Source organism: Candidatus Margulisiibacteriota bacterium, assembly GCA_028715625.1.
Classification (GTDB): domain Bacteria; phylum Margulisbacteria; class Riflemargulisbacteria; order GWF2-35-9; family GWF2-35-9; genus JAQURL01.
Genome location: JAQURL010000030.1, coordinates 1 through 14,340, shown reverse-complemented (window position 1 = coordinate 14,340; position 14,340 = coordinate 1). Strand labels below are relative to the sequence as shown.

Here is a 14,340-nt window from a genome sequence, read left to right as displayed (position 1 = left end):
TTTATCTGAGAATCACGACTTACATAGAGACTTATAAATTTTGGATCGTGTATGACAGTAATGATCCTTATTTTGTTTTCATTTTCAGTTTGAAAAAATAATTGCAATTCATTGTTTCCACAATAAGGTAATTTTTTTTCGCGGCGAGGAATTTTACTTTATATTTAAATTTTATTGTTTCAAACAATTCTCCGTTAACCTCATAAATCTCCAGAGAATCAGATGTTTCCCCGATAAGAATAAATCCCTGATCAAACCATTTGGCAGTACGACCCTCGAGGGCAATGGTTTTAATTGTTTTTTCATCATTAACAATATAAATTTCCTTGTCCAGCAGGATATGTAAAAAGCTATTGAAGACACGAATATGTTTTATTACCTGAGAAATGTTGGCAATATCTCTGGAAGAATAAGGCAGATGCCAGATTTTTTCGGCTTTACCTTCTCCGGTAATCTGATAGATTTTTCCTGAAAACGTAGCTATAAATATTTTTTCATGAATATCATGAATGTGCGTGGCCAGTATCTCGTTTTCTTCATAGAAAGCGGGTTTATTTTTATCCAGAATGATTTCTCGCAGATAGCTTTGCCAGGCTTCTTCTTTATCTTTTTTTTCAAGCAGAATATCCAGAAAAAAATCTTTTGATTTTTTGAAAATTATGCAATAGTTCCTGATTGTTTCGATAATTTTTTTTATTTTGGAGTCTATATCCATATCAGCTTGAAAAAGAACAGGATGCAAAATATTTTGAAATTTTTCTTTGATTTCCGGATCGGTTAAAGCAGGTATGCTGTCTTTACATTCGTTTGAGGGTGACATTTTCCAGTGATGCGTTACTTTTAAGGCCCGGTCCAGTAAATAAATTGTGTCTTTAACAGTAAACAGCGCAAGGTTTTGTTCATTAGAGAAATTAATGCATTTGATATCCTTATATGTTTCCAGTACTTGCGCCAGGTCCCTGCAGAAAATGTCTCGAAGATGATCGTCAAAAAGTAAAAATTGATAGTTTTGAGTCAGTATAGCCAAGCCTGCGCCTGAATATGAATTCATAGCTGTCTTGAGAGTCAGGTCAAAACATTTTTGATTATTTTCTGCAGAATAATTTTGGTCCTGATAGGAAAATTCTATGTTTGGCAAAAAAGACAGTGTATTAAAGCAAAGATTATAATACTGCTGATAAAAATTTGTCAGTTTGTCAGGAAGCTCCTCAGTATCTTTTCTAGGTACAAATTTTAGCAACTCAACAAGAATAGGGTTCACCTGAAATTCAAAGTTAATATCCTCGCCCAACGGTATTTTATGGAGTTTTATTGCGGGGTTGTGGATGGACATTTTTTCAATAAGATCGTTATACAAATTTATATCTTCCACCTTTTTTTCTGAACATTTTTGAAACATATCCTGCATTTCCAGCAAAGCCTTGTAGTATTGTTTCCTGGCAATAAATTTTGCGGCTAATTGTCTGTAACAATCAGCTAAAAATTCATTATAAGAATCGGAAGTATGCTGCCATTCATAAATTCGCAACCATTCTTTTTTTGCTTTGATATAGGATTTCAGATACTGATAATAAAAATATGCTTTATTATATACTTGCCAGTAATAGTTCCAGTCCTGGTCCCTGTTTATATTTTCAGTTTCATCCTGAGTAATATTCCTGGGGAAATCAAGATATATATGTCTTGCAGGTTCGACATTCAGGATATTCGAATGTTCGTTAGCCGGCTGTTTCTGAAGAATGCGTTTTTCATCCGTTGAGGAATGACGGGAAAAAATTACAATAAAAAGTATAATTAATAATGCTAAACCGCCGAACAATAAAAGGACCATTATTATATTCCGGAAGCCTCCCGAGTTGAAAAATCACCTGTATTTAGTGTAACACAAGTGATTAGCAGATAACAATTGTTGCGGTAATAAAGGGGTAGCCAAAAAAAATAATGTGCGAAAAATATAGATTTGCTATAATAAAAATATTAATATGACGAAATCATCATTTGAAGAACGAATTAAAAAATTGGAGAAAATTGTTCAGGATTTGGAGAAAGATGTTGCTCTGGATGAGGCGATAAAAAAATATGATGATGGCGTAAAGCTGGCTGATGAATGCCAGAAAGAGCTTGAACATATAGAAAAGAAGATAATGAAAATTATTGAGAAAGAGCAAGGCCCCGAAGCAGTCCCGATTGAAAAAAATGAATTTCCCACCTTATTTTAAGAAAAAAAAAGCGGAGCTCGACAAATACCTGGAAAGCATATTAAGTGCTGAGTATCTTGGCGTGGATGCTGATACAGCCCTGTTGCTGGAGGCTGCACGTTACAGTTCTCTGGATGGCGGCAAACGTATGCGCGGTGTAATCACACTGTTAATTACCGACCTTATTAATCCTGAATTTAACACTATGCCGCTGGCCGCTGGCTTGGAGCTTATTCATACTTATTCGCTTATTCATGATGATCTTCCGGCTATGGATAATGATGATTACCGCCGTGGCAAGCTGACCTGCCATAAAGTTTACGGAGAAGATATCGCCATTCTCACGGGGGATTTCTTGATGACCCTGGCTTATTATCTGTTTTCCCAGGAATTGCCCAAGGGCAATTTTAAGGCCGAAAATATATTGCAAACTATAAGCTATATCAGTAAAAATTTGGGGATAAACGGTATGGTGGGCGGACAGGTAATAGATATTAAAAGCTGCAATACCAACATTGACAAGACTCTACTGGAAAAAATGCATCTTTTGAAAACCGGTCTCTTCCTGGAAGCGGCTTTCTGCGCTCCGGTTTTACTGATCCATGAAAAAGCAGAATGGCTGGAAGAAATAAATTTACAAAAATATGCTTTAAACGCCGGGCTTTTATTCCAGATAATCGATGATATCCTGGATGAGACCGGTGATGAAAAAAAACTGGGTAAAAAAACCGGTGCTGACAAGAAACTGGAGAAAGCAACGTATGTATCCATTATGGGACTTGCCAAAGCTGACAAACTGGCAAAGGAGATTTATCAGTATACTCTGGATATGATAAAATCTGTAAGAACCAAAGTTGTAAAAGAAAAGTTAACTGATATTATCAATATTATCTATAAGAGGGATATTTAATGACTTTGATTGAAAAACTGGATTTACCTTCAGATTTGAAAAATTTGTCTCTTAGCGAACTCTATGAACTGGCCGGAGAAATTCGCTCAGATATTATCAAGGTCATTGCCAAAAACGGCGGACATCTGGCCTCCAACCTGGGAGTTGTAGAATTAACCCTGGCCATTCACGCTTCGCTGCGCAGTCCGGAAGACAAAATTATCTGGGATGTGGGGCATCAATCCTATACACATAAAATTTTGACCGGACGTTACAAACAGTTTCCAACAATCAGGCAATACAAAGGTTTAAGCGGATTTATAAAACGAGAAGAATCCGTCCATGATATTTTTGGCGCAGGGCATGCCGCAACGTCTATTTCCGCGGCTCTGGGTATTGCCAAGGCCCGTGACCTCAAAGGAGAAAAATTCGCGGTTGTAGCGGTAATAGGCGACTCTTCTATCTCTTCAGGCGAAGCCTTTGAAGCTATTAACAATATCAAGACCACGGTCAAGGGGCCTTTTATTATCATACTGAATGATAACAAGATGTCCATTTCTCATCCGGTAGGAGTACTTTCCGAACATATCACATCTCTGCGTTATAATCCTTTTTACAGAAAAGCCAAAAAAGAAGTGGAACGACTGCTGCTAAAACTACCGCAAATCGGTAAGCCTCTGGTGAAATCTATTGATAAACTATTAATGCGTACCAAACATTTGCTTATAAATTATGAAAAGTCAGGAGTTATTTACGAAGAATTCGGCATACGTTATCTGGGGCCGATAGAGGCAGGGAATATTCCGCATATAATGGGTGCTATCCGCTATGCCAAAACAGCAAGGGAACCGGTGCTCATTCATGTTTTAAGTACTAAAGGTAAAGGCTATAAACCCGCGGAAGAAGACCCGACCATGTATCACGGGTTGGGTGAATTTGACCCGGAAACAGGTCTGGAGTTGAAGAAAAAAATTACCGCGACCTATACTGAGGTTTTTGGTAAGCATTTGGTGAAGATGGCACGAAATGATGAGAAAATAGTTGCTATTACAGCTGCAATGGCCGAAGGAACTGGTCTCAGTGAGTTTCAATCAGTGTTTCCTGAACGTTGTGTGGATGTTGGCATTGCTGAGGAACATGCTGTAACTTTTGCTGGCGGCTTGGCAGTGCAAGGGTTTAAGCCTTTTGTCGCTATATATTCAACCTTTATGCAGAGAGCTTATGATCAGATTTTACACGACATCGCCTTGCAAAATCTGCCTGTAATTTTTTGTATGGACCGTGCCGGGCTTGTTGGTGAAGACGGTCCGACACACCATGGGGTATTTGACTACAATTTCATGCGCATGATCCCCAATATGACGGTTATGGCTCCCAGAGACGGTGAACAGTTGAAAGCTATGCTGGAATTTGCCGCAGGTTCTGACAGAGGTCCGATTGCCATACGTTATCCCAAAGGTTGTGTGCCTGTAACTCAGATATCCTTGAAGAGCAGTAAAATTATCTACGGCAAAAGTGAATTGCTGGTATCTTCCCCAAAATCTCTTGTTGCGATTGTAGCAATAGGTTCAATGGTTATGCCTGCTTACGAATTGATTCAAAAAGAAAAGTTAAATGTAAAATTAATTGACGCCCGTTTTTTGAAACCTCTGGACAAAGGTTTGTTAAAAAAAGAACTTAGCGGATGTAAACATGTTATTACTTTGGAGGAAGGCGTTAAGCAGGGTGGCTTATACAGTGCCATAGCCGAATGGCTTGATGAACAGCAGTTGAATATCGGTTTGGCAGGATGTGGTCTGGATTATACCGGGTTTGTCACTCACGGCAGCAGGGATATTTTACTTAAAAATGCCGGTCTGGATAAAGACAGCCTAAAAGAAACGATTCTCAAAACGTTACGTTCTTAGTTTTTTATTTACCGGTTACCGTTTTTAGAGTGTCAGGAACATCAGCGTCAGTTAATAATCCGTATTTGGCATTTTGCAAAGTAAGATTATATATTTCTTTTAGAGTTTCCTTTTTTTTGGCATCGGTTTCAAGACTATATAAACACTTGATGTTTCCCAATGCTTTTTTTTCTATGGAAGTTATTTCGCCCTGAATATTCAAGCCAGATTCCCGGAGTTCACCGGTGTATAATCCCTGACTTTTAGGATTGGTTTCTAAAAGGTCAATGTTTAATTGCCATAACGCTGTATTGTTTATGCTTATCATTCCGCTGAATTCAGTTATCACTTCGCCTGTTTTTTCTGCTTTATAAGTCCGAAAATGAGTTGTGTCTTTATTGGCTTTTATTTCGATATCAATCCCATTATATCTGGTTGAATATTGATGTATAAAAGATATTTTATCTGACATTTTAGCCTCCAGTGTTATTAATCTGTATAATTATCGTAAAATGATACATAAAATCCCGCGTTTCTTAATTAATGAAAATTACTCAGGTTTAAGCTATAATGAGCACCATGAAATTTATAGCTCTTTTTTATATTATTGCCGCTTATTTCCTTGGCGCTATTCCTTTCAGTTATCTGGTCGGCAAATTAAGAGGGGTAGACCTTCTAAGAACAGGCAGCAAGAGTTCAGGAGCAACTAACGTCTATAGAACTTTAGGTTTTGGTTATGCTGCTTTTGCTTTTTTTCTGGATGCTGCCAAAGGATATGTAGCTATTTTTTGTGCAAGTTATATATTGCCGGGACAGCATGTTTTTATGGTTGTGTGCGGGTTGGCTGCTATTTTAGGTCATACCTTTACGCCTTTTTTAAAATTTAAAGGCGGCAAGGGTGTGGCAACCGGTGTAGGAGTACTTTTTTTTATACAGCCTGTTATTGCCATGATAGGATTCCTGCTGGAATTTATTATTATTTTTTTTACACGCTATGTATCTCTGGCATCAATTTTATCAGCTCTGGTTATTCTGATACTGGCTTATCTGCCATTTTTTCAAATGCCGGCAAGTTACATAGGTCTTATCACTGTTGCTGTAATTTATATTATATACAAACATATTCCCAATATTAAAAGGCTCATCAAAGGTCAGGAAAATAAGGTGTAATTATGGTTAGTCTCGTTTGCGGTAGCGGTGCCTGGGGTACTGTCCTGGCCCAGCTTCTGGCTGATAAAAATGAACCGGTTTATCTTTTTTGCCATACACAGCTTATAGCTGATGAGATAAATAATATACATACAAATAGTACATATTTGCCAAAAAAACCGGTATTAAACAAAAATATAAAAGCATTTCCGATCACAGCAATAAACGAATATATAGAAAAAGCTGATTTTATTTTTATCGTGGTTGCCTCACCATTTTATCGCCAGACCCTCAAGCAGATTAAACCATATCTGCGACCGGACCATATAATAGTTAGTGCAACCAAAGGAATGGAAGAAAATACGGATAAATCTATTCTGGAGATAGCATCAGAAGAATTCTCCGGAGCTATTCTTAAGAAACAATTTGCTTTGCTGTCCGGGCCGAACCTGGCAGGAGAAATTTTTACGGGCAAACCTGCGGCCACTGTAATCGCTGCGCACAATCAGGTACTCGCTAAAAAGGTGCAAAATTTACTAGGTTCCACACAATTACGACCATACATATCTTCAGACCTTATTGGTGTGGAATATGGCGGTATTCTTAAAAATGTTATAGCTATAGCTGCCGGAATACTGGATGCCCTGGAACTTGGCAGCAATGCCAAAGCGGCTCTTCTGGTTAGAGGTTTGGCAGAAATGAAGCGCTTCGCAGTGGCAAGTGGCGCAAAGGAAAAAACTATCACAGGTCTTGCCGGGTTTGGCGACTTGATTACAACTTGTCTGGGACCACAAAGTAGAAATTACAATGTTGGATACAGGATCGGTAAAGGAGAATCCTTACCTGCAATAACAAAAAGTATGGTTTCAATTGCCGAGGGGGTTAAGACCTGTAAAGTTATCAAAGAACTGGCTCAAAAGAAAAAGATACCTATGCCCATAACCGAAGCGGTATTTCAGGTTTTGTACAAAAATCTATCAATCAAAGAGACTATACAACTTTTGATGACCAGAGAACTGAAAGAAGAAGATTAAATGGTATTTGAAAATCCTAGGGAAAAAGAAGAAGTCCTGGTAGTGGCTGTTAAGGTACAGCACTATGAATATTTGCTTAAGGAAATTATCGCTTTGATAGAAAACCTTAACGCGGAAGTAATTCATACCATGACCATGCATACAGATTCTATTAATTCTTCTTCCTATATAGGCAAAGGGAAAATCGAGGAAGTTAAAAGAGTTCTACAGGAATTGGGAATAAAAACCGTGGTCATTAATGACAATATTTCTCCTGGCCAGAAAAAAGTTTTAGAAAATGAACTGGCTGTAAAAGTATTAGACCGTACTGAAATAATTTTATCGATATTTGCCAAAAGGGCCATGACCAAAGAAGCCAAACTGCAAGTGGAGCTGGCCCAGTTACAATACCTTATGCCCAGGCTCACCAGAATGTGGAGTCATTTGTCCAGACAGCAAGGTGGCATTGGAATGAAGGGTGTTGGTGAAACGCAAATTGAAATTGACCGCCGGACCATTAAAAATAAAATAGCCCGATTGAGAAAAGATATAGAAAGGGTCAAGGACTACCGAAGTTTGCAGCGCAAACGCCGGTTAAAAAGTCAGGAGCCGATTGTCGCTCTGGTTGGTTACACTAATGCCGGAAAATCCTCATTATTCAATTTTTTCAGCGGGAAGGATGTGTATGCTGCGGACCAGCTTTTCGCAACTTTGGACACAATAACCAAAAAAGTAGTGTATAACGATAAACCTTTTTACATTGTTGATACAGTAGGTTTTATTAGTAATTTACCACATTTTTTAATTGATTCTTTCAAGGCCACTCTGGAAGAAGTTTTTATCAGTGATCTTTTGTTGCAAGTAATTGATGTTTCCGATCCCAATCATTCTGCCCATATTGAAGCGGTAAATGAGATATTAAGGGAACTGGGCATTGACAATAAACCGACAATCAAGGTTTATAACAAAATGGACCTGATAAAAGAAAAACCGGATTTAATCGAAAATGGGATTGTTGTTTCTGTTAAAACGGGGGAAAATATGGGGCAGTTAAAAGATCGGATATGTGAGCAGATTTATCATGAAAGTTCTTGATTTTACCGCCCTGGATGTAGAGACTACCGGACTAAGTATTGCTGATAATGAGCTTATTGAAATCGGTTTGGTCAAATATAAAGATGGCCAGATAATTAAACAATACAGCCAGTTTATACGACCATCTCAAAAAATTTCTTCATATGTGGTGAAAATGACCGGCATCACCAATGATATGGTAGCCAAATCACCACTATTTTCAGAAGTCGCTGCTGACGTGCTGGAATTCATCGGAGATGATTATGTGGTAGGCCATAATATAAGCTTTGATCTTGGGATGCTGAATAACGCGCTGGCAAAATGTGATTTGCCTGAAATTTCCAATCCCAATATGGATACTCTGGATCTGGCGGCTCTTTTAATGCCAACACACCGCAGTTACAAACTCAGCCATTTGGCCAAGGTTTTCGATATTGCCGAAGATAATATTCACCGGGCCAAGGACGATGCCCTGATGACAGGCAATCTCTATTTGAAAATGATTGAAAAAGTCAAAGAGCTGGATATGGATGTCCTGAAATTTATTTATTACTATGTTTCATCAGGCAGTTGGTTTTTTAAAGATGTACTCAAGGGGTTGTTCGGCCTCAAACTAAAGTATGAGGAATATCCCTGGATATTGCTTCTGAACAAAAGTATGGAAGAGGAGGACAGGCAGTTATCCGGCTCAAAACGCGAAAATTCAACGTCTATTGAAGATTTCAGCTTAAAAGATATGTTTTCATTTTTTAAAAAAGACGGTTTGCTGGGACAAAAGATGAAAAACTATGAGCTGCGTACATCACAGATGGATATGCTGGAAAAAGTATGGAACGCTTTGGAAAAAAATGAGCATCATGTTATAGAAGCCGGGACCGGGATCGGTAAATCATTCGCGTATCTTATCCCTTCCATTTTTTTTACTTTAAAAAAACATGAGCCGGTAGTTATTTCCACCAAGACTAAAAATTTGCAGGAACAGCTCACTGATAAAGATATACCTTTTTTGAAGAAGGCGCTGGAGGTAGATTTCAGTTTTACCATGATCAAGGGCAGAGAAAACTATATTTGTGTTAACAAGTTGGCCTATTTGTTCTCGAAAGTATTGGAATCAGGTAATACAGATGACATCAAAGGACTGATGTCCATCATGCTTTGGTTGTTCCATTCGGGTTCCGGAGATTTTTCCGAAGTGCATAACAGTTTGTCTATAAGGTACAAACATTATATTTATTCGGACAGCTATTCATGTTTGCAAACCAAGTGTCCTTTCAAAACAACTTGTTTTTTAAATCGTTTGCGAAAAAAAGCCAGACATTCTGATCTTATTATTGTTAACCATTCTTTATTATTTGCTGATATTTATTACGGCGGCAGTGTATTGCCGGACTTTAAATATTTGATAATGGATGAAGCCCATACCATAGAAGACGCTGCGACTAACTGTTTTTCGCGCGGTTTGAGCAAACGTCGTATTCATGATATAGCAGTAAAGGTAGCGGAGCAAAGGATTTGGGAAAGCAACGCTGAGGAAGACAAGGCTGTAAAAGATATTCTGAAAGGAATGCAGAAAGACGGCAGGTTCCTGATTGATAATAACAACAAAACTTTCGATGCTATCGAGAAATTTTTTCGAAGAAAGGAAAAAGATAACTATTTTTTTAAGAAGAGCCAGAAGAGGCTAAGTTTCGCTTATTTTTCACAGGAAGAAAAAGAAGATATTGAAAACAGATTACAAAAAATTGAGACGATACTAACAGGTATAAAAGAAAAAATGGAAGATATCAACCAGTTTATTAAACAACATGCGGGCAAAATACAATATGGTTTTTATAAAAAACTATTACTGGAAATTTATTACATGCTTGAAGATTTGTCCGCTATACGTCAGGAAAAAGAAAATTCTATCCGCTGGCTGGAAAAAATTGAGCTGAAACGCAACAGTTATTATGAATTAAAAGTTGTGCCCGTGGATATCGGCCCTTATCTGCAGGAACATGTTTTTAAAAGCAGGGACAGTGTGATTTTTACCTCAGCCACCTTGGCGGTAAAATCAAATTTTAATTATTATTTATCGCGTATCGGTTATCTGGATTCGGAAATCAAAATTGTAACCAGCAGCCTGAGTTCTCCTTTTGATCTGGAAAATAATGTATTGCTCTGTGTGCCCAAAGACGCGCCGGAATATGAAGACAGCAAGGAGTATTTGCAAGCACTGGCCAACTATTTAAAGAGCATTTTGTTAACTACTAAAGGTAAAGCTCTGGTACTGTTTACCTCACATAAACATTTAAGCGATGTGTATTACAACATCAAGGATGAGTTAATCGATAATAACATTCAGGTTTTTTGTCAGGGTAAAAAGGTAGCGGACAGGCATCTGGTCAAAGCTTTTAAAGAAGACGAAACTTCAGTGCTTATGGGAACTGACAGTTTCTGGGAAGGTATTGATGTGCCGGGCAGAGCGCTGTCGCATGTTATTATTGTAAAATTACCATTTGAAGTTCCCACAGACCCAATTGTCAGGGCCAGAATGGAACAAGTGGCAGCTAAAGGGAAAAGCAGTTTTTTTGAATATGTTATTCCCACAGCCATAGTTAAATTCAAACAGGGGGTAGGAAGGCTGATTCGCAGTAAATCAGATCGCGGTAGTGTGATTATTCTCGATAAACGCGTTCTTACCCAAGGTTATGGGCGCAGCTTTTTACAATCCGTAATAGCCGATAAAAAATATCCGGCAGATTTGAATGAATTGAACAGTTTGTTAAAAAGCTGGATTTAGTCAGGTTTTTGAATGTTTACAAGAATGAATAAATTAGGCGGGTTGCGTAAACCCTTTGTTTTCATTATAAATTTTAATAAAACCCGGGTACATGTTTACGAACTGCACGATATACCTTCGAATGTTTTTTTACAATTTGAAGAACGATTATTTGGCAAGAAAACAAAAAGTGATTTGCTGTCAGGAAAAGTTTCTCCAGTTATGAAAATGAAAAAGGCTGTTAATTATAAAAAATATTTATTGGCCTTTGACACTGTAATGGAAGAGATGAGGGCCGGAAATACTTATTTGTTAAATTTGACTTTCCCTACATCCGTTGACCTGACCATGACACTACCTGAGTTGTTTTTTACAACCCAGGCTAAATTTAAATGTTGTTTCGCAGACAAATTTCTATCCTTCTCGCCGGAAAGGTTTATAAAAATGGAGAATGATAAGATTTTCACTTATCCCATGAAAGGCACTTCGCCGGTAAAAGAAGATGATTATGGTGACAAATTAATGCAGTCGGAAAAAGAAGAAACTGAACATTTGATGATAGTTGATTTGTTGAGGAATGACCTGGACATAGTGGCAGGTGATGTAAGAGTGGAAAAATTTCGTTATAAAGAAAAAATAAATACGGGCTCCGGTAGTATATGGCAGACCAGTTCCGAGGTATGTGGCAGATTAAATGCGGATTGGCATGAGAATATCGGCAACATTTTGAACGCTCTGTTACCGGCCGGTTCCATTAGCGGAACCCCGAAACCAAGCACACTGGAGATAATAAAAAAACTCGAACAGGATAGCAGAGGTTATTATACAGGGATATTCGGTTATTATGATGGTGAAATGCTGGATAGTGCTGTAGCTATCAGGTTCGTGGAAAGTAACAGCCATGGATATTTTTATAGAAGCGGCGGAGGACTTACAATTGATAGTGAACCACAGAAAGAATATCAGGAACTACTGGATAAGGTTTATTTGCCGGTATTAGGAAAGAAGGAAGAAGGATGAAGGACGAGGGAAGAGATCAGGGAAACCTGTTATTTGAGACAATCAAAGCCATGGACGGCAAGCTGCTTAACATGAAATACCATAACCTGAGGGCAGCCGAGAGTCGCAGGGTTTTATTTGGCTATAGAGACGAGCTTGACCTGAATAAACATGATTATGACATCCCGGAACAAGGGCAGTTCAGGGTCAAGGTTATTTACGGTAAAAAAATTGAGCAGGTCGAAATAAAACAGTTTATTGAGTTCCCTGTAAAAATACTCAAGATTTTAAAAGCCGATTATATATCTTATGAGCACAAATATTTAAACAGAAGCCAGCTCGATAATTTGTTTAATCAAAAAGGGAAAGCGGATGATATTCTGATTGTTAAAAATGGTTTTGTTACCGATACCAGTATTGCCAATATCTGCTTTTTTGATGGCAAAGATTGGGTTACGCCCGACACACCCTTATTATCGGGAACATATCGTCGTCAATTGCTGGACAAGAAAAAGATAGTAGAGAAAACTATTCGTCTTCAGGATATAAATAATTATAAAAAGATAGCGATAATCAACGCATTGCGGCCTATGGAAGTTGTTGAGAAATTGATAGGATTATAGATAATTGAAAGAGTAGATATACGAAAATTATTATTTAAGTGGATTGCTTGCCCGCCGGAACCCTTGGGCAAAGGAGGCGCTTCGCTCGCAATGACAGATAAATTTAATTTTGGATAATCTGTAATTGCCCAGTTGGTTGGTTAGTGAAAAATTACAGCGGAAGTGCTTTGCTCCGGCACCATCATAAAGTTTTCGGTAAGCTCAACCTCGGAGCTGGTATTAAGGTCCAGCAGTTTAAAAAGGTCTTGCTGATAGGACAGGTCCGGACATAAAGTGTAGCCGAAGGAATAACGTTCTTTGCGGTTTTTGTCTTTCCATTCATCATGTATCATACCATGATGCCGCTCAGCCAGAGCTTCTGTGAGCCATACGGAAAATCCATGCAGATAAAAGAGCAGAGAAAATTGTTCGTCTTTTTCCATCAGATCCATGATTTCACTTATTTTTTTGCCAAGGGTAACAACTTGCAAGGCTATAGTACCGGTTTCTTTGGCAGAATCGGCAATACATTTGTTTTGAATTCTGGGGAATGTCCATTTTACATCTTTACCAGGGAAAATCAGACTGTTATCTTCAATCCGGACCGTAAAATAATCGTAGTAGGCAATTCCTTTGATGCCTGTTTCCAGCAGGTATTGCTTCAGGTAGTTAAAAATTCCGGTAAATTTTTGTACGATTTCATCCTTTGGTCCGTTTCTTTTATTCAATCCCCAGGAATTGATAAAAATACCCTTTAAGTTTATATATGGGTAAAGACTTTCCAATGTCATACGTCGTTCTTTAGTCATTTAATATTTGCTCCAGAATTTTTAACGCGTTGAAGGCATCCTTGGAATAAAATACTTTACCGGCATATGGTTTGCCATGCACCTTGGAAATAGTTTCGGCAAAATTTTCATTTATAGCGGCTCCACCGATTAACACCGGAATTTTTTGTCCGGCGTCAGCGAGTTTTTCTACAACCATTTGCATTTGTCTGGAAGTGCTCACGAGTAGTGCCGAGAGAGCAACGGCCGTAGCTTTTTCTTTTATTGCTGTTTCAATAATTGTATCTGCCGGCACTTGTTTGCCCAGGTCAATAACTTTATACCCGTTATTAGCCAGAATAGTTTTTACCAGATTTTTACCAATATCATGTACATCTCCGAAAACGGTTGCCAGAATAACAGTCCCTTTATAAATGGAATCTGTTTTTCCCAGATATCTTTCCAGATATTTTACCGCTTTTTTCATGACATCCGCTGATTCCAACACAAAAGGCAGTATTATTTCACCACTGTCCATTTTATCTCCTACAATTTTCATGGCAGGTAAAAGTAAACGGTTAATTATTTCTATAGCAGTATATTTGCTTAACGCTTCATCAAGAAGTCCGGTTATTCCTTCATTTTTCCTGTTGATGATGGCTTCCTGCAGCAATTTTTCTATTGGCTGGCCAAGATTTTCTTTTTCAATTTTTTTGACCGGTTGTTCAACTTTTCCTGTAAAGTAATTTACAAATTCGATCAAGGCTTTTGGGCTCTCATTGAATAATAAATTTTTTGCCAGTTCAAATTCGATTTTCGGAAGTTTTTTAATGTCCTGATAATGATCTATGTTGTAAATCGCAAAATCAAGACCATATTTAAAAGCGAAATGCAGGTAAACCAGGTTTAATACCTGTCTGGCGGGGGGTGTCAGACCGAAGGAAACGTTACTTACACCCAGGACTGTTTTTACACCCTGTATATTTTTCTTAATCAGCTTTA

General features: G+C 38.1%; 13 protein-coding genes. 9 read left to right on the top strand and 4 right to left on the bottom strand.

The window, feature by feature from the left end:
- Positions 1 to 67: 67 nt before the first annotated feature.
- Complete coding sequence (locus PHV30_06270) at positions 68 to 1,831, bottom strand: hypothetical protein (protein MDD5456622.1); 1,764 nt, start codon at positions 1,829 to 1,831, stop codon at positions 68 to 70.
- Between the two features lie 151 nt (positions 1,832 to 1,982).
- Here PHV30_06270 and xseB point away from each other — a divergent pair, with 151 nt between their 5' ends.
- Genes xseB through dxs form a run of 3 tightly spaced genes read left to right on the top strand, consistent with a single transcriptional unit; the run spans position 1,983 to position 4,994 of the window.
- Positions 1,983 to 2,219, top strand: a complete 237-nt coding sequence (xseB, locus tag PHV30_06265; GenBank protein MDD5456621.1) for an exodeoxyribonuclease VII small subunit — start codon at positions 1,983 to 1,985, stop codon at positions 2,217 to 2,219.
- Positions 2,197 to 3,108: a polyprenyl synthetase family protein gene (locus PHV30_06260; GenBank protein MDD5456620.1), complete on the top strand. Its 912-nt coding sequence runs from the start codon at positions 2,197 to 2,199 to the stop codon at positions 3,106 to 3,108. Before xseB ends, PHV30_06260 begins: the two co-directional genes overlap by 23 nt.
- Positions 3,108 to 4,994 carry a 1-deoxy-D-xylulose-5-phosphate synthase gene (gene dxs, locus PHV30_06255; protein MDD5456619.1) on the top strand — a complete coding sequence of 629 codons (1,887 nt, stop codon included), beginning with the start codon at positions 3,108 to 3,110 and terminating at the stop codon, positions 4,992 to 4,994. The genes PHV30_06260 and dxs overlap by 1 nt, the downstream gene beginning before the upstream one ends.
- Before the next feature lie 4 nt (positions 4,995 to 4,998).
- Here the strand turns inward: dxs and PHV30_06250 are convergent, their stop codons facing one another.
- Positions 4,999 to 5,445 carry a hypothetical protein gene (locus PHV30_06250; GenBank protein MDD5456618.1) on the bottom strand — a complete coding sequence of 149 codons (447 nt, stop codon included), beginning with the start codon at positions 5,443 to 5,445 and terminating at the stop codon, positions 4,999 to 5,001.
- Between the two features lie 107 nt (positions 5,446 to 5,552).
- On the opposite strand from PHV30_06250, the gene plsY reads away from it, so the two are divergent.
- The 6 genes from plsY to PHV30_06220 are packed head-to-tail and all read left to right on the top strand — an operon-like array spanning position 5,553 to position 12,592.
- The gene (gene plsY, locus PHV30_06245; GenBank protein ID MDD5456617.1) at positions 5,553 to 6,143 is read left to right on the top strand and encodes a glycerol-3-phosphate 1-O-acyltransferase PlsY; all 591 of its coding nucleotides are present in this window, start codon (positions 5,553 to 5,555) and stop codon (positions 6,141 to 6,143) included.
- Positions 6,144 to 6,145: 2 nt separating this feature from the next.
- A complete protein-coding gene (locus PHV30_06240; GenBank protein ID MDD5456616.1) occupies positions 6,146 to 7,156 on the top strand; it encodes an NAD(P)-dependent glycerol-3-phosphate dehydrogenase in 1,011 nt (336 codons plus the stop codon).
- On the top strand, positions 7,157 to 8,230 hold the full coding sequence (gene hflX, locus PHV30_06235; protein ID MDD5456615.1) for a GTPase HflX: 1,074 nt from the start codon (positions 7,157 to 7,159) through the stop codon (positions 8,228 to 8,230).
- Positions 8,217 to 10,991, top strand: a complete 2,775-nt coding sequence (locus PHV30_06230) for a helicase C-terminal domain-containing protein (GenBank protein ID MDD5456614.1) — start codon at positions 8,217 to 8,219, stop codon at positions 10,989 to 10,991. Before hflX ends, PHV30_06230 begins: the two co-directional genes overlap by 14 nt.
- A gap of 12 nt (positions 10,992 to 11,003) precedes the next feature.
- On the top strand, positions 11,004 to 11,990 hold the full coding sequence (locus tag PHV30_06225) for an aminodeoxychorismate synthase component I (protein MDD5456613.1): 987 nt from the start codon (positions 11,004 to 11,006) through the stop codon (positions 11,988 to 11,990).
- Positions 11,987 to 12,592: an aminotransferase class IV gene (locus PHV30_06220; GenBank protein ID MDD5456612.1), complete on the top strand. Its 606-nt coding sequence runs from the start codon at positions 11,987 to 11,989 to the stop codon at positions 12,590 to 12,592. Before PHV30_06225 ends, PHV30_06220 begins: the two co-directional genes overlap by 4 nt.
- A gap of 140 nt (positions 12,593 to 12,732) precedes the next feature.
- Here the strand turns inward: PHV30_06220 and PHV30_06215 are convergent, their stop codons facing one another.
- The gene (locus PHV30_06215) at positions 12,733 to 13,380 is read right to left on the bottom strand and encodes a vitamin B12 dependent-methionine synthase activation domain-containing protein (protein ID MDD5456611.1); all 648 of its coding nucleotides are present in this window, start codon (positions 13,378 to 13,380) and stop codon (positions 12,733 to 12,735) included.
- Positions 13,373 to 14,340: B12-binding domain-containing protein (locus tag PHV30_06210; GenBank protein ID MDD5456610.1), on the bottom strand; the 968-nt coding region annotated here is incomplete at its 5' end. The genes PHV30_06215 and PHV30_06210, both read right to left, overlap by 8 nt.